This is a genomic window from Thermobifida cellulosilytica TB100 (genome assembly GCF_001517975.1).
GTDB lineage: Bacteria > Actinomycetota > Actinomycetes > Streptosporangiales > Streptosporangiaceae > Thermobifida > Thermobifida cellulosilytica.
In genome coordinates this window covers 1,097,550-1,118,066 of record NZ_KQ950180.1, presented here as the reverse complement: position 1 = coordinate 1,118,066, position 20,517 = coordinate 1,097,550, and the positions used below count along the sequence as shown (strand labels likewise).

Sequence of the window (20,517 nt, the reverse complement as noted above, 5' to 3'; positions counted from 1 at the left end):
CGCGCGACAAGGACGGCGGGACGGGGACCGCTCACCCGGACCGGGGCGTGCTGCCGATCCGGGGGAACGGGGTGGTGGAGAAGACCACCTCCACGGGGACCTCGAAGTACTCGGCGATTCGCAGCGCCAGGTGCAGGCTCGGACTGTACTCGCCGCGTTCCAGGTAGCCGATGGTCTGGTAGTGCACCCCCAGGGCCTCGGCGAGTTGGCGGCGGGACACGCCCCGCTCGACGCGCAGCACCGCGATGCGGTTGTAGACGGTCTCGCCGCCCATCGCCCTGCCTCCGCTCATCCCCGGATCACCCGATTCGCTGCATCGCCTTGTGCCGCCGCTCCTCCAGGCTGCTACCGGACTCGCGCCGGGCCATCCGCCGCAGCACGATCGGGGCCAAGAGCAGACCGACGAGCGCCCACGCGCCCAGCACGCCGACGGTCTCCAGGGTCCGCCAGGACTCGCCGATCTCCTCCACCACGGCGGTGTCGGGCAGCAGCCCCGAGCGCATGCCCAGGCCGAGCCAGTAGATCGGGAAGACCTGGGCGACCCAGTGCAGCCATTCGGGGAGCATGGAGATCGGGAAGAAGATGCCGGAGACCATCATCAGGCCCATGAGCAGCAGCACCAGGACGCCTACGATAGCCCGCGGGTTGGTGAACAGCGACCCCAGGATCGCGCCGGCCGGGAGGGTCGCCAGGAGACCCAGAGCGGTGACCCACAGCAGGGTCAGCGACCCCTGCACGGTGAACTGGAACCCGTCGATCAGCAGCACCGCCGGCACGAGGATCACCAGCATGCTCAGCAGGGTGATCAGGGAGACGGAGACCACCTTGCCGACCAGGTAGCCCTGGGTGCCCCGGGGGAGGGCCTTGGCCCGCAGCAGGGTGCCGTCCTCCCGGTCGGTGGACAGGAGTTGGGCCATGGACACGATCCCGCCGAACACCAGCATCGTGGCCAGCACGCCGGGCATCGCCAGCGTCGCCTGGGTGATGCCCGTTCCGAACAGCGCGGTGTTCTCCATCTCGTTGCCGTCCATGAACAGCAGGACGGCCACGAAGATCACGCTGTTGAGCAGGTAGGAGCCGAGTTCGGAGAGGATGGTCAAGGTCTGGCGGAACTCGGCCCAGCCCCGCAGCAGCCCCAGACGGAGGGCGAAGAGCATCGTGTTCACCGGTTCTCCCCTCCAAACCCGGGCTCGTCGTCGCCCGCGACACCGGACTCGTGCCGGTGCACCATGGCCATGTAGACGTCCTCCAACGTGGCGCGGCGTACCTCCAGGTCGCCGATCTCCTCGCCGTACTGGGCGAACAGTTCGCGGACGAACGCGGTGCCGTCGTCGGCGGAGTGCACGAACCGCTGGCCGCCGCGGGTCCAGCGGATCTCGGTCTTGCGGCTCACCTGCCGGGAGAGTTGGTCCGCGCTGCCGTCGGCGACGATCCGGCCGCCCGCGAGGATGAGGATGCGGTCGGCCAGTTTCTCCGCCTCGTCCAGGTCGTGCGTGGTGAGCAGGACGGTGGTGTCCTCCAGGTCGGCCAGGCGGTGCACCAGGTCGTGGAAGTCCCGGCGGGCCTCGGGGTCGAACCCGGCGGTCGGCTCGTCGAGGAAGAGCAGTTCGGGACGGCCGACGATGCCGATCGCGACGTCGAGTCGGCGGCGCTGGCCCCCGGAGAGCGTCCTGACCTGCTTGTTGGCATGCTCGGCCAGGCCCACGATGTCGAGCAGTTCCGCGGTGCCGCGTGGCCGACTGATCTCGGCCGTGGAGTAGGGGCGGTAGTACCGGCCGAAGTGCTCCAGCAGTTCGGCGACCCGCCACTTGCCGTGGTCGCGCCAGGACTGCAGCACCACGCCCAGGCGGGCCCGCCACCGCTCGTCGCCGTGGGCGGGGTCGGAGCCCAGCACGTTCACCTGTCCGGCCGAGCGCATCCGGAAGCCTTCGAGAATCTCGATAGTGGTGGTCTTTCCCGCGCCGTTCGGACCCAGCAGGGCCAGCACCTCGCCCCGCTCGGCCCGGAAGGTCACCCCCTTGAGCACGTCCGTCGAACCGTAGCGCATCCGCAGGTCGTGGACCTCGATCACGGGCTGGTCGGCGGAGCCGGGTGCTGGGGAGGCGGTGACGTGATGGGGGGCCTCCGCCATATTCCTTCTCCTCACTGTTGTTGTTCTATAGAAAGAGATAGCACAAGTACTACATGACGACAATCCCCTGCTATGCTACGCAGTGTGGTGGAAAGCCTACGAAAATGGTCGAGACCGTTTCGAGGGCTTGGAGCGGGACCGGTGGAGCGGCAGAATGTGGTGCAACACCTGTCCGGCGGCTCTGGAGGAGACGCCCGTGCGAATGAGCTACGTCCGACTTCTGGCAGACGACTACGAGGCGTGCTTCCGGTTCTACGCTGACGTGCTGAAACTCCCCGTGCTACGGGGATCTGAACTCACCCGCTACGCCGAGTTCGAGACGGGGGCCAACACCAAGCTCGCGCTGAACCAGCGCGAGGTGGTCGCCGAGGCGCTGGAGACCGACATGGAAGACCCCTACCTGCCCCGCCAGGACCGGGTAGCGGTGATCTTCGAGGTCGACGACGTCGACGCCAAGGCGGCCGAACTCATCGCGGCGGGTGTCCCCCTGGTCTCCCCGGTCAAGGAGTGGACGGCGCTCGGCATCCGCGCGGCGCACTTCCGCGATCCCGACGGCTACCTGCTGGAGCTCAACCAGCCGCTGCTGTGAGCGGCGCCCCACCGGCCCGGTCCGGCGCCGGCCTCAGGGCCAGCGGACCGCGGCCGGGGCCAGGTGCCGCAGCAGCAGGTCGTTGACCAGGTCCGCGCGTTCCACGTTGGCCAGGTGCGCGGCACCGCCGACCACCTCGAAGTGGGCGTCCGGAAGGACACCGGCGAGCCTGCGGCCGTGTCCCGGCGGGGTCTGCGGGTCGTGCGCTCCCGCGATGACCATCGTGGGCGCGTGCACCCGCCGGGCCAGGGACCGGTGGTCGACGTTCGCGACGGCGTCGCAGCACCCGGCGTAGCCCTCGGGGTCGGTCTTCTCGAACTCCTCGGTGAACCGGGCGACGATGTCGGGCCGCTGCTCGCAGAACCCGGGGGTGAACCACGAGCGGGTGACCTCGTCGACCACCGAGGAGACCCCGAAGCGGCGCACCCGCTCACCGATGCTCTGCCAGCGCAGTGACGGAGGCGCCCAGGAGGTGGTGGACAGCAGCGCCAACCGGGTGACCCGGGAGGGCTCGGCCGCGGCCGCCCACAGCGACACCATCGCGCCCAGGCCGATGCCGACGAAGGACGCCCGCTCCAGTTCGCACCGGTCGAGCAGGGCCAGCAGGTCGCCGCCGAGTTCCTGCACGGAGTAGGGGCCCCGGGGTGCGGGGGAGGAGCCGTGCCCGCGGTGGTTGACCCGGAGCACCCGCAGGCGGCGGGTCAGCTCCGGCAACTGCGGCTCCCACAGTGACCACCTGGTGCCGAGAGTGGGGAGCAGCACCACCACCGGGGCGGTCCGCGGTCCGTCGAAACGGTACTGAAGGGGGACAACGGCCATCTGGCGACCTCCTGGGACAGCGTGCCCAAGCCTATCGGGATTCCCCGCGCCGGAAGGGGGTCCGCCTGTGGCGCGGGGAGGAGCCGACGTGCTCACTGGCCGGTCGGGGAGACGGCCACCCGTCCGGCCTCCCCGCCGCCGGCCCCGCTGCCGCCGCTCGGCGCGGTCGGCCCGGACTCCCCCTGGCTGCCGCCGCCCTCGTCGGTCGGGGAGGAGTTGTCCCCCCAGTCGGGCAGGTCGTTCCACCAGTCGTCGTCGGTCAGGGTGGGGTCGGGGTGCGGAACCGTCGTCGGGTTCGTGTGGGGGTCGTGCTCTGGTACGAAGGGCGCGAACGTCTCCTCGCCGGTGCCGGTCCCGGTGTCCGGGTCCACGTCGGAGGGGGAGGAGGGAAGGCCGTCGTTCTCCTGCTCCGGCGCCTCGGTCGCGGTGTCCTCCGTCGGCGTGGTGGCGGGGGAGCCGCCGTCGGACGGCAGGAAGGCGTTGATCAGGTACCAGCCGCCGGCCAGGGCGATGATCAGGATGCCCGCGGCCAGGATCCAGGCCAGGGCCCGCTGGGTTCCCGCCCCGCCGCGTTCGGAGCGCCGGGGAAGCGGCGACTGGCCGTCCGCGGGGGCGCCCGGGCCGGGGGGAGAACCGTAGCCGCCGTGCCCGGGGGGACCGGAGGCGTACCCGGGCGCGGCGCCGCCCGGAGGGGTGACGCGCGTGGGCCCCGTGGCGGACGGGCCGATCTGCTTGTTCTGCCCCGTGTTGACCAGGGCGGCCAGCCCGCTGGTGGTGCGCATCGGACCGCTGGTGGGGCCGCTGGCCACGGCGCCGTCGGCGGGGCGCTCCGCGGCCAGCGCGGCCAGGCCGCTGGGCGCCTTCCTGGTGGGGGTCTCGTCGGCGGAGTCGTCGGTCTCGGGCAGCACGGCGGTGGGGGCCGCGCCGGCCATCTCCTCGGCCGTGGGGATGGGCAGCACCGCGGTGGCGGCGATCTGGGTCTGCTCGCTGAGGGCCGCGGTGTAGCCCTCTTCCAGGACCTCCTCGACCGGCACCCGGGCCACGTTCGCCGGGTCGTGGCCCACCAGAGCGCCGAGCACCTGCACGGCGGTGGGGCGGCGCTCGGGCTCCTTGGCCAGGCACGCCTCCAGCAGCGGCCGCAGCCGCTCGTCGACGCCGTCCAGCTTGGGCGGGCGGTTGAGCACCCGGTGGATGATCGCGGGCAGGGTCTCGTCGTGGAACGGGGACTCGCCGGTGGCGGCGAACACCATGACCCCGGCCCAGGCGAAGATGTCCACCGCGGGGGTGAGCTCCCGGCCCTCGACCTGCTCGGGAGCCATGTAGGCGGGGGTTCCCACGATGGAGTTGGTGGCGGTCACCGTGGCCTCGGTGGACCGGGCGATGCCGAAGTCGATCACCCGGGGGCCGTCCGGCCCCAGCAGGACGTTGGCCGGTTTGAAGTCGCGGTGCACCACGCCCGCCTGGTGGATCGCGACCAGCGCGGTGGCGGTGGAGATGGCGAGACGGTCCAGCGCGGCCCCGGTGCGGGGCCCCTCGCGCAGCACCGCCTCGCGCAGCGACGGCCCCTCGATGTACTCGCTGACGATGTAGGGCGGATCGGCGTCGATGTCGGCGTCCAGCAGCGCCGCGGTGCAGAAGGGGGCCACCTTGGAGGCGGTCTCGATTTCCTTGGCGAACCGGCTGCGTGCCCGCCGGTCGGACGCCCAGGAACTCTCCATGACCTTCACGGCGACCCGAGTTCCGTCCGGTGCCTGGCCGAGGTACACGACGCCCTGGCCACCCTTCCCGATTCGGGCGATAAGTTCGTACTCTCCGACCCGAGTGGGATCCTCGGGCCGCAACGGACTCGTCATTCGCGTGCTCTCTCCCTCGACTCCACTGAGCGTTGAACGGCTCCGTACCGCGTCATGCCGGAAACCGTCCGGGAATGAGCGGGCGGATCAGGAAAGTGACCGACCGGAACGATCATGCCCCACCAGCGAACCACACCGTGGGCAGCCCTGCCAGGGCACATTCCCGTTCCCTGGACACGGAACGCACCTCATAGGAACAGATGCACGAAACCACAGAACGGTTCGCTCTGTCGAAAGGGGTGAAACCTCCTTTCAGCCCTCAACACCATTAATCGGCTGTCCGTTATCGTGGCCATTTCTCCCTGATCATCGGCGTCACAACCGATATGACCCGCCACACTGGTTGAAGGTGCCGCGGTCTCTCCGCTGTGCTCCGCGGGAGTTCACGGCGCGGTTCCCGGGGAAGGGGAGAAGAGCGGCCCCGGTGCCACCGTTCCATATTCTCGCGATCCGTCCCGAGGAGAACGAGAATGGAGAAGATCACCCCGGAGGGCGGACGTGCGGAGAGCGGCGGGCCGGACGGCGGCGTCCGTGGCGGCGGTCACGTGACCGGGGCCGGGGGAGGAACGCGGGAGGCCGGACCGCCTCCTCCCGGGCGGTCGGGCGGCAGGGGAGAAGCGCCGGGGACGGGGAAACGCGCGGACGGACAGTGCGCGAACAGGCGCAAAGGCCGCCCCCGTGTCCCCCCTCAAAGCACGGAGGCGGCCTTCGCTTGGGAACGGCCGCCGGCTCCTCCCCCCAGAAGTCGGCGACCTCGGAAAGGTCCGCGTCACGGGGAGTCCGTCTCGTTCCTCGCCCGTGGTGAGACCCAGATTACCCACGCTCATCTGCTGAAACAACCGTACGTCACCGCGGGGCACTTAAAGTGATGACTATTCGTTTCCCAGTCCTCGGCCAACTCGGCCGTGCGGCGGGGGTGCTGAGCGGTCCCGCTCCGGCGCACATAGCCTGGAAGGGTGCGTTTCCCACCACTTCTGCGTCCCCGCTGGCTCGGCATCCACCTGGCCGCGATCGCCGCGGTGCTCCTCTGCCTCCTGTTCGGCTACTGGCAGTACCAGCGCGCCCAGCAGCCCGACCGCGAGACGGTCACCAATCCCGTCGAGGACCTCGCCGCGGCCGAGAGCATCGACACGCTGCTCGCGCCCGGCGAGTACATGCCCCAGGACCTCGCCAACGAGGCGGTCACCGTGACGGGGACCTACGACGCCGAACACCAGTTGCTCGCCCCCGCCCTGTCCCCGTCCGGGCAGGAGGGGTACTCCGTGGTGATCCCGCTGGTCACCGGGGACGGCACCGCCGTGGTGGTGAACCGGGGGTGGGTGCCCGCCGACGCGGCCGACGCCGACGGCGCGGTCCCGCCCGCGCCGCAGGGGGAGGTCACCGTCCGCGGCTGGTTGCAGCTTCCCCAGGACGAGGCCGCCGGGGGCGCCACGGCGGCCGTCGAGGAGGGGAAGGTCGCGCGGATCTCCTCGGCCCTGCTGGTCAACGAGTGGCCCTACCGGCTCTACGAGGGATACGTCACGCTGGGCGAGCAGACGCCGCCGACCGAGGCCGGGGCGGAGGCGCAGCTGGAGCAGATCCCGCCGCCGGACCCGCCGCAGGAGGTCACCTGGAACTTCCGCAACCTCAGCTACGCCGCCCAGTGGTGGGTGTTCGGGGCGGCTGCCGTCGTGTTCTGGATCTCACTGGTACGGCGGGAGCTGGAGGAGCGCCGCACGGCGCGGGAGGACGGCGGCGACGGGGCGGCTCCCGCCGCCGAGGCGGCTCAGCCCTCGGCGGGCACCGCCGTGGACTGAGCCGCGGACGCCTGCTCCTCGGCGTCGAGCGCGGCCTTCTCCCGGGCCGCCACCCGGCGCTCCACGAAGAAGCCCGCCAGCGGGATCGTCCCGGACAGCATCACCCCGACCGTGCGGAGCGCGTTCCACCGCCGCCGCAGCGCCAGCCACAGCACCGACAGCACGAACGCCATGTAGAGGTAGCCGTGCGGGACCGCGATGACCATCATCAGCGGCGTCTCGTCGCCGAACCACTGCTCCATGCCCGCGGGGGCCGGGGCCAGGGAGAAGCGCGCGGTCTCCCCGACGAGGTACTTGGCGGGCATCGCCACGAAGGTCAGCAGCAGCAGCCACGTCGAGGTGACGTAGGCCAGGACGCGGTAGACGGTGAGGGGAAGACGCTTGTTCTCCAACGGGGCACCTCGGCTCGGATCCTGCGACCGGACCCGGTCCCCGCGCGCAGCTCCGGAGCTGCGCGCGGGGACCGGGTCCGTGCTGTTCTTCTCTTCGAGCCTAAGCGCTGGGCGAGGCGGCCGTGATCCGGGGCGGCTCTCGGCGTCCGCCCAGGTCGCGGCGTCAGCTCTTGATCGACACGCGCTCGGGGCTCTTCCACCGGCCGTCGGACTTGGCGGTCCACGCCTGCGGGATGGTGAGCAGCGTCAGGTAGGAGTCGAGCAGCCGCAGCGGCAGGAAGAACAGCCCGTAGAACAGGTAGCTGGGCCGCCGCCGCACCATCGCGATGACGCAGGTGAGGATGTAGTCGGGGACGAAGAGGCCGACCGCCACCGTGCTCAGCGGCAGCATCGACGTGACCGCCGTGTACCCGTCGGCGTACCAGTCCACGGCGAGCACGGCGTCCCCGAACAGCGCCGGAGGCAGCACGAACACGAAGATCAGCGCGGTGACCAGCAGCATGGCCGCGACGAGCACGACCTCCAGGATGTAGAAGAACAGCGAGAACCAGAACAGGCTCGGCCAGATGCCGTGCCGCCGCACCGTCTGCCAGAAGCCCAGGCTCCACCGCCGCACCTGGCTCTTGTAGTCCCGCAGGGTGAAGGGGTCCTGGGAGTAGGCCTTGGTGTCGGGACGCATCGAGATGCGGCCCAGCTTCTTGTGGTGCACCTCGAAGGTCATGTTGAAGTCCTCGATGACCAGCCCTTTGGGGTTGATCTCCAGGTGCTTCAGCACGCTGGTGCGGTAGGTGCTGGCGAAGCCGGGGACGATGAAGGTGACGCTGGTGAACCGCCAGGTCTGGCCGAAGCGGAGCATGTACTGCAACAGCCAGTACAGCCGGTCGCGGTAGGCCGAGATGAGGCGGCCGATGACGGTGCGCTGCTGCGGCTTCCACTCGGCGACGACGAATCCGGCGACGGCGGCGACCGTGGGGTCGCGGAGCTGGTCGCGCACGCCCTTGACGTAGTCCTCGTGCAGCTCGGTGTCGGCGTCGAGGATCACCACGCCGTCGTAGTTCTCGATGAGGTCGAACTCCTGGATGACCGCCTCGATCGCCCCCGCCTTGCCGCGGTTGGTCAGCAGCTCCAGGACGTTGACGCCGGTCTGCGCGGCGATCTCGGCGGTGGCGTCCTTGGAGCTGTCCGACACCACGTAGATGTCCCAGCGGTCGAACAGCCGCAGCGCGGACCGGATCGCCCCGTCGATGACCGGCTCCTCGTTGTGCGCCGGGATGATGACCGCCAGCGAGATGGTCTCCGGGTCGGTATTGACCTTGGGGATCTCGAACTGCCCGGTGTCGGGGTTGAGGACCGGGGTGAGGTCGCCGCGGCGCCGGCGCCGGCCGCTGTCGGAGCGGGCGCGCGTCACCCGCTTGTCCTCGTCCCGGATGCGGGCGCCCGCGGGAAGCGGCGCCTCCTTGCGGGGCAGCAGCGTGGATGGGTCGCGCCCCAGCAGCTTGTGGACCCACTCGTCCACCAGCCGGATCAGGCCGATGAGCGACCAGACCATGAGGTTGAGGCCCACCCCGATGAGGAGCAGCAGGACGATCGGGGTGTCTTCGGCGGACCCGAGTACGAACCTGAGCCACAGCACGAAGAGCAGGGCCGCGGTCGACAACGAGAGCAGGCCCGCGAGCCAGCTACCGATGAAACGGGCGGTGCGCACTGGGGACCTCCGAAGAGCGACGGGGTGAGAGCAGATGACAGGCCACCGTTGTAGGGACGTTCCAACGGGGCGGTCAGTTGCCCTGGGCGAGCAGCGGATCGGAACGCGGCCAAATCGAACGCGGCCCCGTCGCGGGGGCGCACGATTACTCCGTTAATCCGGGGAACGCCGACTCGTCCCAAGAGATTGTCCCGCACAAAACATCGTCGTAATTGAGGATGCGCGGCACGCTTCGGTTACGAATATATGACTTGGGTGATGAAAGGGGTTGCTCAGAGTCAAGGGGAGGGGCGGTCGGGCCTCGGGTCCCGTATCCTCGAGCAGAGATCACGGCGTTCGACCGTCTGCGTGAATGGGGAGTCACTGTGCGTGTTGCCTTGCACCAGCCGCACTATCTGCCTTGGCTGGGCCTGTTGGACAAGATCGACCGTTGTGATCTGTTCGTCGTCCTCGATCACGTCCAATTCGAACGCAAGGGGTGGCAGCACCGCAACTACGTGGCCGCGAAGAATGGTCCGGTTCTGCTGACGGTTCCGGTGGTGCAGCGCAGCCGGAGCGAGCGGATCATCGACAAGACCGTCAACAACGACTCCCCGTGGTGGGACAAGCACCGCAAGACGCTGGCGGAGCACTGCTACCGCAAGGCGCCTTTCTGGGAGGAGTACGGCCCGCAGATCACGGCCGTCTACGACCGCCGCTGGGAGCGGCTGGTCGACCTCTCCATGGCGACCACCCAGGTCGTCCTCGACGCCTTCGGCATCACCACGCCCATGGTGCGCTCCAGCGAGCTGGGGGAGTTCACCGCGCAGAAGAGCGAGCTGCTCGCGCAGATCAGCGCGAAGGTCGGTGCGACGACCATGCTCTCCGGTGAGGGGGCCCGCGCCTACCTCGACCCCGAGGTCTTCGACCGGTACGGCATCGAGGTCGAGTGGCAGGGCTTCCGGCACCCGGAGTACCCGCAGCACAACCGCCGCGGGCAGGAGTTCCTGCCCCGCATGGCCGCAGTGGATCTGCTGCTCAACGTCGGTCCCGAAGGAATGGAGCTGGTGCGTGCAGCCCGTACCTCTGCCTGAACCCACCGTCGACCTGTCTGCCCTGTTCCCGCCGTCGAGGCCGCGCGGTCCGCGGGCCGCGTATCTACTTCCGATGCCCTACTTCTAAGGACACCGAATGATGATCGACTGGTCCCGTGAGCGGATTCTCATCCTCGCACCGCACCCCGACGACGAGACCCTCGGCTGCGGAGGGTTGATGCGCAAGGCCAAGGAGGCCGGCGCCGAGGTCTACATCCAGTTCATGACGGTCGGGGACACCGCGGACAACTCCGCCAGGGGACTGTCCACCGCGGACGAGCGCTACGGCGAGGTCAAGGCGGTCGCGGACTTCTTCGACTGGGACGGCTGGGACTTCGCCTTCCCGGGCGACCGCTACCACCTGAAGCTCGACGCCGTGCCCCGGTTCGAACTGACCAACGCGATCGAGCGCCACAGCCCGCTGTCCATCGAGACGCTGCGGCCGACCACGGTGATCGCGCCGCACCGCACCAGCTACAACCAGGACCACCAGGTGACCGCCGAGGCCGTGCACACCGCGCTGCGGCCGTCCAACACCCGGCTGCGCCACCACCCGCGCCTGGTCCTGGCCTACGAGGAGGCCGCCGACCAGTGGCGCTACGACGCCGCTCCGTCTCCCAACTTCTTCGTGGAGCTCACCGAGGAGCAGGTGGAGGCCAAGATCGAGGCGATGCACCTGTACGGGTCCCAGACCCACGACCACCCGCACACCCGTTCCGACCTGACCCTCCGAAGCCTGGCGGTGCTGCGTGGCATGCACTCGAGTGTGCCCTACGCGGAGGCCTACCACATGATGCGGTGGTTGGCCTGACCGTCGGTGCGGCGCCGCACGGACGCCGTGTACCGCCGACACCCTGCCCGGTCCGTGTCTTTTCCGAAGGAGTAATAGCGTGAAAGCCCTGGTCACCGGCGGCGCTGGGTTCATCGGGTCCCATCTGTGCGACTACCTGGTCGCGCAGGGGCACCAGGTGACCGTCCTCGACGACCTGTCCACCGGTTCCGAGGAGAACCTGCGGCAGCTCGCCGACGCCCCGAACTTCGAGTTCGTCAAGGGGTCGATCCTGGACGCTGCCCTGGTCGACGACCTGGTCGGATCCTGCGACACCGTGTTCCACCTGGCCGCCGCGGTGGGCGTGCACACCATCGTGGACAGGCCGCTGGAGTCGCTCCGCGTCAACCTGCACGGCACCGAGACCGTGGTCGACGCCGCCGCCCGGCACGGGGCGCGCATCATGGTCGCTTCCACGAGCGAGGTGTACGGCAAGAACGACGCGGACGGCCTGACCGAGGACGCCGACCGCATCCTCGGCTCGCCGCTGAAGAGCCGCTGGTCCTACGCGGCGGCCAAGGGCCTGGACGAGCTGGTCGCCTACGTCTACGGCCGGGAGACCGGCATCCCGACGGTCATCACCCGGTTCTTCAACATCGTCGGCCCGCGCCAGACCGGCCGCTACGGCATGGTCGTGCCGCGCTTCGTGGGGCAGGCGCTGGCCGGCGAGCCGATCACCGTCTACGGCGACGGCACCCAGCGGCGCTGTTTCGGGTCGGTCTTCGACGTCGTTCCGGCCGTCGTGAAACTGATGGACACGCCCGCCGCCTACAACCGGGCGGTCAACCTCGGCGGCATGGAGGAGGTCTCCATCCGCGGCCTCGCCGAGCGGGTCATCGAGCTGACCGGGTCGAGCAGCACGATCGAGTACATCCCGTACGAGAAGGCGTACGGCGAGGGCTACGAGGACATGCGCCGCCGCATGCCCGACACCTCGCTGGCCAAAGAGCTCATCGGCTACGAGCCGACCCGCCGCCTCGACGACATCATCAACTCCATCGTCGAGTCCAAGCGGTCCTGACCGCGGACGGCTGCCGCGGCGCCGGGCGTCCCGGTGCCGCGGCAGCGCCGTCAGCGCAGGAGTGCGGACAGGGCGGTGGCCACGGCCAGCCCGGTCACGACCGCGCTCAGCAGCACGAGGGTCCACGGGCGGGCCAGCGGGGCGGGACGCGCGGTGCGGGCGGGGGAGGGGCGCCGCCAGCGCCACCGCAGGTGGACGACGAGCACGGCGCAGGCCCCGAGCAGGACGGAGACCACGAGCAGCCGGCCGGCCGCGCCGCCGGGCGTGTCCCCGACCGGGATGCGCAGGTACAGCAGGACGGCCGCGACCAGGCCGAACAGGGTGCGCTGCCAGGCCAGCAGGGTGCGTTCGGGTTGCAGGCCGTTGTCGGGTGCCCCGGGACCGCTCACGGCCAGTAGTACCCCGCGACGACGGCCAGGCCGATCAGCGCGACGCCGATCGCGGTGACCAGCGGCAGCGGGGTGGGCGGCAGCGGCCGACTCTCCCGCATGGCGCGCTGCACCCGCCACCAGCGGACCGGCGCGTAACCGGTGATGGCCACGGCCAGGACGGCGAGCCCCACCCCGACCGAGGCCTGGGTGCCGTCGTGCCACCGCAGCGGCACCAGGTGCAGCACCGCGACGGATCCGGCCACCAGCGCCAGCGCCGTGCGGATCCAGGCCAGGAAGGTGCGTTCGTTGGCGAGGGTGAACCGGTAGTCGGGCTCCTTGCCGCCCCCGCCGTCCGCCCCGGAGAGCACGCCCACAAGTCCCCCCTTCCCAGCAGGGCCGTTCCAGCCACGAATCTACGCGGCAACGGTTTTTCCTCCCAAATCGGTATCTTTCTTGGGTTTTGCCGGTTTTGTGACTGGTGGGGAAGGAGGCAATCGGTGTCGGGTATGCGGAACAAACGGGCGGGCAGAACCGCTCTACCTGTAGACCGTTACCGAAGCCACGACCAGGAGACCCTGTGGCCACCATCGAACTGACCAAGGACAACTTCAACCAGACGCTCCAGGAGAACGACTTCGTCCTGATCGACTTCTGGGCGTCCTGGTGCGGACCCTGCAAGATGTTCGCACCGATCTACGAGCGGGCTTCGGAGAAGCACCAGGACCTGCTGTTCGCCAAGGTCGACACCGAGGCCCAGCAGGAGCTGGCGGCCAGCTTCAACATCCAGTCGATCCCGACGCTGATGATCGTGCGCGACCGGACCGTGCTCTACGCCCAGCCCGGCGCCCTGCCCGAGGCCGCGCTGGAGGACCTCATCCAGCAGGCCCGCGCCCTCGACATGGACGAGGTGCGCAGGCAGATCGCCCAGCAGCAGGGCGACGGCGCGGCACAGGGGTAGCGAGGCGGCGCCGGAGGGCGGCGCGGGGGCCGGTCAGCGGTCGTCCCCGCCGCCCTCCGCCATCTCGGCCGCCGCCTCGCGCTGGAGCCGCGCGGCCTCGCGCAGGAAGCCGTCGACCGTCTCCAACTGCTCGTCGGTGTAGCGCTCGTAGAGCTTCTCCAGGCGGGCGAGCAGCCCGGTGAAGGCCGACCCGACGTCCCGGTGCAGCGCGTCCGTGTCGCTGATCCGCACGACCACGCGCCTGCCGTCCTGCGGGTCCCGGCCGCGCTGGACGTAGCCGCGGCGCTGGAGGCGGTCCACCACCCCGGTGATCGACGCCGGTGCGAGCCCGGAGCGGCGCACCAGTTCTCCCGCGGTCAGGGGGCCGTGCCGCTCCAGCAGGTCGAGAATCTTCCACTCGGTGGCCCCCAGGCCCAGCCGCTCGGCCAGCACGGTGTGGAACACGACCGCCGCGTTGCTCAGCTCCCGGCCCGCGGCGCTGACCCGGCCGACCAGGGCGGCCCGGCGGGGGGAGGGGTCCGTTGACATGGCTCTCCTCCGGACATATATTTCGTTCGTACGAAAGAAATAAATCAGCGACGTCGATTCTATCGGGAGCTCCGCCATGAGAGCACTGGTCATCGGCTCCGGCATCGGCGGATCGGTCGTCGCGACGGCCCTGCGCCGCGTCGGGGTGGAGGCGGTCGTCCACGAGGCGCACGACGGTCCCGCCCCCGCCCTGGGCAGCTTCCTCACCCTGGCCCCCAACGGCCTGGCCGCCCTGCGCACGCTCGACCTGCTCGACCCGGTCCGCTCCGCGGCCCTGTTCCCCACCACCCGCATCGAGTTCTGGAACGGCGCGGGACGGCGGCTCGGGCTGCTCGACGACGGCTCCGACGAGCTGGACGAGGGCCTCCAGACCGTCACCGTGATGCGCGGGACCCTCCAGCGCGTCCTCGCCGAGGGCGCCCGCGCCCAGGGGGTGCGCATCGAGTACGGACGGCGCCTGGTCGGCTTCACCGCCACCGACGACGGCGTCACCGCCGAGTTCGCGGACGGGAGCACCGCGCACGGCGACGTCCTCGTCGGAGCGGACGGCATCCACTCGCCGGTGCGCCGCATCATGGACCCGTCCGCTCCCCGCCCCGCCTACACCGGGCTGCTCAACCTCGGCGGCTGCGCGCCGCCCCTGCCGGTCCCCGCCACACCGGAGCGGACGATGCGCATGGTCTTCGCCCGCCGGGCCTTCTTCGGCTACCAGACCGCCGCCGACGGCCGGAACCACTGGTTCGTCAACGTCCCGCACCCCGAAGCCGACCGCACCGCGCTCGCCGGGCGGGACGCCGAGGAGTGGCGGCGCCACGTCCTGGCCCTGTTCGCCGACGACCACCCCGCCATCACGCAGATCCTGCGGGCCTCCCCGGTCGACGCCTTCCGCCCGGTCGGCATCCACGACATCGCCTCGCTGCCCCGCTGGACCTCGGGCCGGGTCGCGCTGCTGGGCGACGCCGCGCACGCGGTGTCCCCCTCCAGCGGCCAGGGCGCCTCCCTGGCCGTGGAGGACGCCGTGGTCCTCGCCGCGTGCCTGCGCGACGCGGCCGACCCCGCCACGGCCCTGCGCACCTACGAGCGGTTGCGCCGCGGCCGGGTCGAACGGATCGTCGCCGAGGGGCGGCGCAGAGGCGACCAGAAGCTCGTCACCAGCCGGATCGGGGTGCTCCTGCGCGACCTGACGCTCCCGATCGTCCTCCGGCTCATCGCGCTGCGCGGCGGGCACTCCTGGATCTTCGACCACCGGGTCGACCTCGCCGACCCGGTGCCGGTCACCGACTGAGCCCCGCGGCGCCGGGACGGACCAGGTACACCACGTCCGGGTCGCCCCGGCGCACCGGGACCCGGATCTCCTCGACCCCGCCGAACCGGCGCCCCAGCAGCGCCGCGAAGTCCGGCGCGGGCATCGCGCTCCAGAACGCCACGGCCCCGCCGGGGGCGGTGACCCGCGCCAGGCGGTCCAGTCCGGACGGGCCGTACAGCCTCCGGTTGCCCTCGGCCACGGTCCAGTCGGGCCCGTTGTCGATGTCCAGGCACACCGCGTCGAAGCGCTCGTCCGCGTCGGCCAGCCACTCGACCAGGTCGGCGCAGACCACCCGGCAGCGGGGATCGTCGAGCGGACGCCCCGCGACCTCCCCCAGCGGCCCGGCGTGCCAGGCGACGACCTGCGGCTCCACCTCGACGACCCGCACCAGCGCCACCCGCGGACAGGCCAGCGCCTCGGCCGCGGAGAACCCCACGCCGAGCCCGCCCACCAGCACCCGCAGGCCGGTGCGGTCGGCGGGCAGGACACGCAGGCAGGCGCGGACCAGCTCGCGCTCGGAACGGCCGTCCCGGGTGTCCATGAGGAACACCCCGTTGCTGATGATCTCGTAGTCGGCGCCGACCCGCCGCAGCACCAGTTCCCCACCGCTCGCCCCCGGAGCCCGGTCGACCACCACCGGTTCGGCTGGATCGGTGCGGAACGGCATTCCTACTGCGGACCTCCTCCGCTGCCGCCCCTCACAGACGGCAGGCGTAGATGTCGGTGACCAGGATGGCGCGCGCCCCGATCTCCCAGAGGTCGTCCATGATCCGCTGGGCGTCCCGGCGCGGCACCATGGCGCGCACCGCGACCCAGCCCTCCCGGTGCAGCGGGGAGACGGTCGGCCCCTCCATACCGGGAGTGAGCGCGGTGGCCTCCTCCAGGCGCTCGGCGTGCACGTCGTAGTCCATCATCACGTAGTCGCGGGCGACGAGCACGCCACGCAGGCGCCGCAGCAGTTGTTCGACCTTCGGGTCGTCCGGCGCGCCCTTGCGGCGGATGACCACGGCCTCCGACACCAGGATGGGCTCGCCGAACGGCTCCAGCCCGGCCTGGCGCAGGGTGGTGCCGGTGGACACCACGTCGGCCACCACGTCGGCCACGCCCAACTGGATCGAGCTCTCCACCGCGCCGTCCAGGTGGATGACCCGCGCATCGATGCCGCGCTCGGCCAGGTAGGAGGTGAGCAGCCCCTCGTAGGAGGTGGCGATGCGCTTCCCGGCGAGGTCCTCGACCGTCATCGAGGAGCCGTTGCGCGCGGCGAAGCGGAACGTGGAGCCGCCGAAGCCCAGCGGCAGCAGCTCCTCGACCGGGGCGCCGGAGTCGAGCAGCATGTCGCGCCCGGTGATCCCCACGTTGAGGATGCCCTCGCCGACGTAGACGGCGATGTCCCTGGGGCGCAGGAAGAAGAACTCGGCCCCGTTGTCGGGGTCGAGCAGGACCAGGTCGCGGGAGTCCTTGCGCTGGCGGTACCCGGCCTCGCGCAGCATGGCGACGGCGGGTTCGGAGAGCTGCCCCTTGTTGGGCACGGCGATACGCAGCAGATCGGTCATGGAATGCTTCCTCGGCTCACGGGTTCCGGTACTTGGGACGTCAGGGCCGGGCCGGTCTCGGACAGGGGGCGAGACCGACCTAGAGATGGCGGTAGACGTCCTCCAGGCGCAGCCCGCGCGCCAGCATCAGGACCTGGAGGTGGTAGAGCAGTTGGGAGATCTCCTCGGCGGTCTCCTCGTCGCTCTGGTACTCGGCGGCCATCCAGACCTCGGCCGCCTCCTCGACGACCTTCTTGCCGATCGCATGCACACCGGCGTCCAGTTGGGCGACCGTGCCCGACCCCGCGGGCCGGGTCCGCGCCTTCTCGGACAGCTCGGCGAACAGCTCTTCGAAGGTCTTCATGATCTCTTTCCTCGACTGCCTGCCCTCCTAGGGTAGGCGCAGCCGAAACCGGAGGGGAACCTGAGGAGGGTGAAGCGGAGGTGAACGCCCTCCGCGGGCCGCGGCACCGGGCGGTCACGGGTTGACACGCCGGGCCACCGTGTTGAACAGCCCCGGAGGCAGTACGTGGAGCAGGGCGCTGACCGCCTGGTACTGAGGGCTGGGCACCACCCGGCGGCGGCCCGCGGCCCAGGCGCGCAGTGAGTCGGCGACCACGCGCTCCTTGGGGACGAACGCGAAGTCGGGCAGGCCCCGCTCCTGCACGTAGCGGGTCATGTCGGTGCGCACGTAGCCGGGGAGCACCGCGGACACCCGCACGCCGCGCCCGGCCGTCTCGACCGCGAGCGTGTCGGTGAAGGACAGCACATACGCCTTGGTGGCGGCGTAGACCGCGCCGCCCGGGGAGGACGGGAGCAGCCCGGCCACCGAGGCGACGTTGATCACACCGATCGGCCGGGGCCGTCCGGCGGAGCGCAGCCGCTCCGCCCGCTCGATCTGCACCGGCAGCACGGCGCGCGCCAGCCGGGTGAGCGCGCGGACGTTCAGCGCGATCGTGCTGTCGATGCCCTCGACCGGCTGGGTGGCGAACTCGCCGCCGTGGCCCTGGCCCGCGTTGTTGACCAGCAGGTCGATCGGGGCGTCGGCGTCGCCGGTCGCGCGCAGCCGCTCCTCGACCTGAGCCAGGTCCGCGTCGGCGGTGAGGTCGGCGGGCAGGGCCTGCGTCCGTACCCCGTAGCGTTCGGTCAGTTCGGTGGCGAGGGAGGCGAGACGGTCGGCGCTGCGGGCCACCAGCACCACGGAGTAGCCGCGTTCGGCCAGTTGGCGGGCGTACTCCGCGCCGATGCCGGTGGAGGCTCCGGTGACCAGTGCGGTACGGGGGTGCGCGTGGCGGTCGCTCATGGTTACGGATGGTATCGCCGCTCTGGGGGCGGTGCGAGGCGATTGCCCGAAGGGTCCGGGGGCGGCCGGGCCGCCGCCGAGCGGCTCACCCGGCCGCGGTGGCGGCCAGGGAGCGGCCGGCCGAGGGCAGCAGGCACAGCCGCTTGGACAGCAGCACCGTGGTGCGCCCGTCGGGTTCGACGGCGAAGTCGACCTCGTCCATGAGGCAGTGCATCAGGAAGACGCCCCGGCCCGACTCGGACTCCACCGCGGGCCGGACGGGCACGGCCACGGGGGTGAAGCGGCGGCCGTTGTGCGTGATCCGCAGAGTGCAGAAGGTTCGTTCGATGCGGACCGAAACCTGGTAATCGGGCGCGGGCTCGCCGTGGTCGACCACATTCGCGCACGCCTCGGAGGCCGCCACCAGGATGTCGCGTCGGCAGTCGGGGCAGACACCGTGGACCTGTAGGGTGCTCTTCAGGAAATTCCGCAGTACGGGGACGGTGTATGCCGCCCTGGGCAGTGCGACGAGAAATCGCTCATCCATCCGAGTCAGCCCCCAACCCCGTTGGCACGGTTAGAGACTTTCCCGACGCTTTTCCTATGAAACCGCTTAATTTCGGTCAGATTTCGGTGTCTGTCCGACGGCGGGAGTCACTCCACGCGGAGCGCGAAATCCTCGATGACGGGGTTGGCGAGCAGGGTCTCGGCGAGTTTGCGGACCTCGGCGAGACGGGCCTCGTCGGCCTCCCCCTCGATCTCGATCTCGAAACGCTTGCCCTGACGGACCTGGGTCACCCCGGAGAAGCCGAGACGCCCGCAGGCCCCCAGGATGGCCTGTCCCTGCGGGTCCAGGATCTCGGGCTTGAGCATGACATCGACGATGACGCGGGCCACGGGTCCTCCAGGTTGTGCCGCACCGGTGGTGTGAGGCGCCGGCCGTGTTCCGGTCGGTACACGGGGCGCACGAAGAGGCCGTCAGGCGAGCGGGGAACCGGCGGGCGCCGGCCGCGGCTCGGCTGCGGCCCGGACAACCAGAGCGTACGGCACCGTCGGCACGGGGAGGAAACCGGCTGCTCGCCGGGGAAGAGCCGCGGGGGATGTGTGCGGAGCCGCATCGTGGGAAGCGGTCCGGTAGTGCCGGAGCGGCGCAGGAGACGTGGCGCGGAGGAGTGGAATTCCGCGGACGCTGCGCCCGGCACCTCCGGTGTGTGCTCCCACACGGAGGGATTTTAAGGATCTTTCCTACCGGATTCCCACTGCGAGTGGTACCCGGAAAGGGGCATTCGTGACTTTAATCACCTGAGATTCAGGCATCGTAGACCGGACGGGAGTGCGTCTCACCAAGTGGCAGCATCTCCGGTCGTCCCTAGGGGGAAATTTTGGCGACCATTGAACTCGAACGCCCTGCGGAAGCCGGCGTCCTCGTGGAGGCTCCCGACTTCACCGAGGCCGTCACGCCCTACGCGGACCAGCTCTACCCGGCAGCCCTGCGCATGACCAGGAACTCGGCCGACGCCGAGGACCTGGTGCAGGAGACCTTCGCCAAGGCGTTCGCCAACTTCCACCAGTTCCGGGCCGGCACCAACCTGCGCGCCTGGCTCTACCGCATCCTCACCAACACCTTCATCAACGGCTACCGCAAGAAGCAGCGCGAGCCCCGCCAGGAGATCACCGACGAGATCAAGGACTGGCAGCTCGCCGCGGCCGACGCGCACGCCGCCACCGGCTCGCGTTCGGCCGAGGCCGAGGTCCTCGACCGGCTGCCCGACTCCGCGGTGCGCACGGCGCTGGCCCGGCTGCCCGAGGAGTTCCGCCTGGTCGTCTACCTGATCGACGTCGAGGGCTTCTCCTACAAGGAGGTGGCCGAGCGGATGGACACCCCGCTGGGCACCGTCATGTCCCGCCTCCACCGCGCCCGCCGCCAGTTGCGCGTCCTGCTCGCGGACTACGCCAGGGAGCGCGGCCTGCACGCCGACTGACCCCGGTCCGCGCCGCCCGGCACGTGCGGTGCCCGGTCGGCGACACGTCGTGCCCGCTCCTCCCGTCCCGCGAGTTTTCCCGGCGCCGTTCGCACACGGTCCGTTCTCCCCTGGTCTTCTTTTACCGAAGAGCTAGGAGTACCGAATTTTTATTCGGAATTCCTTGTATTTGATAGGAAGGCCTGGTATTTGGGATTTTTCTTGTTCTGCGGGATCATGGTCAAACGACGTGTGGTGCCGCCGGGGTCTTGCGCGCTCCATAGTGACTTCTGTCACGATGGCGGTAGGCCGTCCGGTCACACCCGTCACCCCGGGTGGAACGGACGGGCGGCAAGAGGCCGACCAGCGGT

The 20,517-nt window shown here is 70.5% G+C and carries 24 protein-coding genes; 8 read left to right on the top strand and 16 right to left on the bottom strand.

Features of this window, described 5'->3' with window-relative positions; genetic code table 11:
* Window positions 1-31: 31 nt before the first annotated feature.
* From AC529_RS04830 to AC529_RS04820, 3 genes are read right to left on the bottom strand one after another with little or no spacing between them, the layout of a single operon-like run.
* Window positions 32-292, bottom strand: a complete 261-nt coding sequence (locus AC529_RS04830) for a helix-turn-helix transcriptional regulator (RefSeq protein ID WP_198156292.1) — start codon at window positions 290-292, stop codon at window positions 32-34.
* 7 nt (window positions 293-299) lie between these two features.
* A complete protein-coding gene (locus tag AC529_RS04825; RefSeq protein WP_198156323.1) occupies window positions 300-1,157 on the bottom strand; it encodes an ABC transporter permease in 858 nt (285 codons plus the stop codon).
* A gap of 5 nt (window positions 1,158-1,162) precedes the next feature.
* A complete protein-coding gene (locus AC529_RS04820; RefSeq protein ID WP_083947923.1) occupies window positions 1,163-2,131 on the bottom strand; it encodes an ABC transporter ATP-binding protein in 969 nt (322 codons plus the stop codon).
* Between the two features lie 196 nt (window positions 2,132-2,327).
* Here AC529_RS04820 and AC529_RS04815 point away from each other — a divergent pair, with 196 nt between their 5' ends.
* On the top strand, window positions 2,328-2,720 hold the full coding sequence (locus AC529_RS04815; RefSeq protein WP_068754536.1) for a VOC family protein: 393 nt from the start codon (window positions 2,328-2,330) through the stop codon (window positions 2,718-2,720).
* Window positions 2,721-2,753: 33 nt separating this feature from the next.
* Here AC529_RS04815 and AC529_RS04810 read toward each other — a convergent pair whose 3' ends face one another.
* Window positions 2,754-3,539 (bottom strand): alpha/beta fold hydrolase, encoded by a 786-nt coding sequence (locus AC529_RS04810; protein WP_068753840.1) that lies wholly within the window; start codon window positions 3,537-3,539, stop codon window positions 2,754-2,756.
* Window positions 3,540-3,631: 92 nt separating this feature from the next.
* Window positions 3,632-5,392, bottom strand: coding sequence for a serine/threonine-protein kinase (locus AC529_RS04805; RefSeq protein ID WP_068753838.1), 1,761 nt, complete (start codon window positions 5,390-5,392; stop codon window positions 3,632-3,634).
* Between the two features lie 956 nt (window positions 5,393-6,348).
* Here AC529_RS04805 and AC529_RS04800 point away from each other — a divergent pair.
* On the top strand, window positions 6,349-7,188 hold the full coding sequence (locus tag AC529_RS04800) for an SURF1 family protein (protein WP_068753836.1): 840 nt from the start codon (window positions 6,349-6,351) through the stop codon (window positions 7,186-7,188).
* Here the strand turns inward: AC529_RS04800 and AC529_RS04795 are convergent.
* The gene (locus tag AC529_RS04795) at window positions 7,158-7,580 is read right to left on the bottom strand and encodes a DUF3817 domain-containing protein (RefSeq protein WP_068753834.1); all 423 of its coding nucleotides are present in this window, start codon (window positions 7,578-7,580) and stop codon (window positions 7,158-7,160) included. The two genes, AC529_RS04800 and AC529_RS04795, sit on opposite strands and share 31 nt — an antisense overlap.
* A 163-nt stretch (window positions 7,581-7,743) precedes the next feature.
* On the bottom strand, window positions 7,744-9,285 hold the full coding sequence (locus AC529_RS04790; RefSeq protein ID WP_068753833.1) for a glycosyltransferase family 2 protein: 1,542 nt from the start codon (window positions 9,283-9,285) through the stop codon (window positions 7,744-7,746).
* Window positions 9,286-9,650: 365 nt separating this feature from the next.
* Between AC529_RS04790 and AC529_RS04785 the strand changes: the two genes are divergently transcribed.
* From AC529_RS04785 to AC529_RS04775, 3 genes are all read left to right on the top strand, one after another.
* A complete protein-coding gene (locus tag AC529_RS04785; protein WP_068753831.1) occupies window positions 9,651-10,358 on the top strand; it encodes a WbqC family protein in 708 nt (235 codons plus the stop codon).
* 97 nt (window positions 10,359-10,455) lie between these two features.
* Window positions 10,456-11,169 carry a PIG-L deacetylase family protein gene (locus AC529_RS04780; RefSeq protein ID WP_068753829.1) on the top strand — a complete coding sequence of 238 codons (714 nt, stop codon included), beginning with the start codon at window positions 10,456-10,458 and terminating at the stop codon, window positions 11,167-11,169.
* A gap of 79 nt (window positions 11,170-11,248) precedes the next feature.
* A complete protein-coding gene (locus AC529_RS04775; RefSeq protein ID WP_068753827.1) occupies window positions 11,249-12,208 on the top strand; it encodes an NAD-dependent epimerase/dehydratase family protein in 960 nt (319 codons plus the stop codon).
* 50 nt (window positions 12,209-12,258) lie between these two features.
* On the opposite strand, the gene AC529_RS04770 is transcribed toward AC529_RS04775, so the two are convergent.
* Both AC529_RS04770 and AC529_RS04765 read right to left on the bottom strand, forming a co-directional pair.
* On the bottom strand, window positions 12,259-12,597 hold the full coding sequence (locus tag AC529_RS04770) for a DUF202 domain-containing protein (protein ID WP_068753825.1): 339 nt from the start codon (window positions 12,595-12,597) through the stop codon (window positions 12,259-12,261).
* Window positions 12,594-12,953, bottom strand: a complete 360-nt coding sequence (locus tag AC529_RS04765; protein ID WP_068753824.1) for a YidH family protein — start codon at window positions 12,951-12,953, stop codon at window positions 12,594-12,596. Before AC529_RS04765 ends, AC529_RS04770 begins: the two co-directional genes overlap by 4 nt.
* Before the next feature lie 203 nt (window positions 12,954-13,156).
* On the opposite strand from AC529_RS04765, the gene trxA reads away from it, so the two are divergent.
* On the top strand, window positions 13,157-13,537 hold the full coding sequence (trxA, locus tag AC529_RS04760) for a thioredoxin (RefSeq protein ID WP_068753822.1): 381 nt from the start codon (window positions 13,157-13,159) through the stop codon (window positions 13,535-13,537).
* A gap of 33 nt (window positions 13,538-13,570) precedes the next feature.
* On the opposite strand, the gene AC529_RS04755 is transcribed toward trxA, so the two are convergent.
* The gene (locus AC529_RS04755; protein ID WP_068753820.1) at window positions 13,571-14,065 is read right to left on the bottom strand and encodes a MarR family winged helix-turn-helix transcriptional regulator; all 495 of its coding nucleotides are present in this window, start codon (window positions 14,063-14,065) and stop codon (window positions 13,571-13,573) included.
* Between the two features lie 76 nt (window positions 14,066-14,141).
* Between AC529_RS04755 and AC529_RS04750 the strand changes: the two genes are divergently transcribed.
* Window positions 14,142-15,350 (top strand): FAD-dependent oxidoreductase, encoded by a 1,209-nt coding sequence (locus AC529_RS04750; protein ID WP_068753818.1) that lies wholly within the window; start codon window positions 14,142-14,144, stop codon window positions 15,348-15,350.
* Here AC529_RS04750 and AC529_RS04745 read toward each other — a convergent pair.
* From AC529_RS04745 to purS, 6 genes are all read right to left on the bottom strand, one after another.
* Window positions 15,340-16,038, bottom strand: coding sequence for a spermine/spermidine synthase domain-containing protein (locus AC529_RS04745; protein ID WP_068753816.1), 699 nt, complete (start codon window positions 16,036-16,038; stop codon window positions 15,340-15,342). The two genes, AC529_RS04750 and AC529_RS04745, sit on opposite strands and share 11 nt — an antisense overlap.
* Before the next feature lie 31 nt (window positions 16,039-16,069).
* On the bottom strand, window positions 16,070-16,924 hold the full coding sequence (hisG, locus tag AC529_RS04740) for an ATP phosphoribosyltransferase (protein ID WP_068753814.1): 855 nt from the start codon (window positions 16,922-16,924) through the stop codon (window positions 16,070-16,072).
* 79 nt (window positions 16,925-17,003) lie between these two features.
* Window positions 17,004-17,267, bottom strand: a complete 264-nt coding sequence (locus tag AC529_RS04735; RefSeq protein ID WP_068753812.1) for a phosphoribosyl-ATP diphosphatase — start codon at window positions 17,265-17,267, stop codon at window positions 17,004-17,006.
* 114 nt (window positions 17,268-17,381) lie between these two features.
* Window positions 17,382-18,206 (bottom strand): SDR family NAD(P)-dependent oxidoreductase, encoded by an 825-nt coding sequence (locus tag AC529_RS04730; protein ID WP_068753810.1) that lies wholly within the window; start codon window positions 18,204-18,206, stop codon window positions 17,382-17,384.
* Window positions 18,207-18,291: 85 nt separating this feature from the next.
* Window positions 18,292-18,732, bottom strand: a complete 441-nt coding sequence (locus tag AC529_RS04725) for an ATP-binding protein (protein WP_157080049.1) — start codon at window positions 18,730-18,732, stop codon at window positions 18,292-18,294.
* A gap of 107 nt (window positions 18,733-18,839) precedes the next feature.
* A complete protein-coding gene (gene purS, locus AC529_RS04720) occupies window positions 18,840-19,082 on the bottom strand; it encodes a phosphoribosylformylglycinamidine synthase subunit PurS (protein ID WP_068753807.1) in 243 nt (80 codons plus the stop codon).
* A gap of 485 nt (window positions 19,083-19,567) precedes the next feature.
* On the opposite strand from purS, the gene AC529_RS04715 reads away from it, so the two are divergent.
* Window positions 19,568-20,167, top strand: a complete 600-nt coding sequence (locus AC529_RS04715) for a sigma-70 family RNA polymerase sigma factor (RefSeq protein ID WP_068753805.1) — start codon at window positions 19,568-19,570, stop codon at window positions 20,165-20,167.
* Window positions 20,168-20,517 lie beyond the last annotated feature (350 nt).

Coding starts and splice junctions, on each gene's coding strand:
- AC529_RS04830 (WP_198156292.1), bottom strand. CDS start 292: ATGAGCGGAGGCAGGGCGATGGGCGGCGAGACCGTCTACAACCGCATC.
- AC529_RS04825 (WP_198156323.1), bottom strand. CDS start 1,157: ATGCTCTTCGCCCTCCGTCTGGGGCTGCTGCGGGGCTGGGCCGAGTTC.
- AC529_RS04820 (WP_083947923.1), bottom strand. CDS start 2,131: ATGGCGGAGGCCCCCCATCACGTCACCGCCTCCCCAGCACCCGGCTCC.
- AC529_RS04810 (WP_068753840.1), bottom strand. CDS start 3,539: ATGGCCGTTGTCCCCCTTCAGTACCGTTTCGACGGACCGCGGACCGCC.
- AC529_RS04805 (WP_068753838.1), bottom strand. CDS start 5,392: ATGACGAGTCCGTTGCGGCCCGAGGATCCCACTCGGGTCGGAGAGTAC.
- AC529_RS04780 (WP_068753829.1), top strand. CDS start 10,456: ATGATGATCGACTGGTCCCGTGAGCGGATTCTCATCCTCGCACCGCAC.
- AC529_RS04755 (WP_068753820.1), bottom strand. CDS start 14,065: ATGTCAACGGACCCCTCCCCCCGCCGGGCCGCCCTGGTCGGCCGGGTC.
- AC529_RS04750 (WP_068753818.1), top strand. CDS start 14,142: ATGAGAGCACTGGTCATCGGCTCCGGCATCGGCGGATCGGTCGTCGCG.
- AC529_RS04745 (WP_068753816.1), bottom strand. CDS start 16,038: ATGCCGTTCCGCACCGATCCAGCCGAACCGGTGGTGGTCGACCGGGCT.
- hisG (WP_068753814.1), bottom strand. CDS start 16,924: ATGACCGATCTGCTGCGTATCGCCGTGCCCAACAAGGGGCAGCTCTCC.
- AC529_RS04735 (WP_068753812.1), bottom strand. CDS start 17,267: ATGAAGACCTTCGAAGAGCTGTTCGCCGAGCTGTCCGAGAAGGCGCGG.
- AC529_RS04730 (WP_068753810.1), bottom strand. CDS start 18,206: ATGAGCGACCGCCACGCGCACCCCCGTACCGCACTGGTCACCGGAGCC.
- AC529_RS04725 (WP_157080049.1), bottom strand. CDS start 18,732: ATGGATGAGCGATTTCTCGTCGCACTGCCCAGGGCGGCATACACCGTC.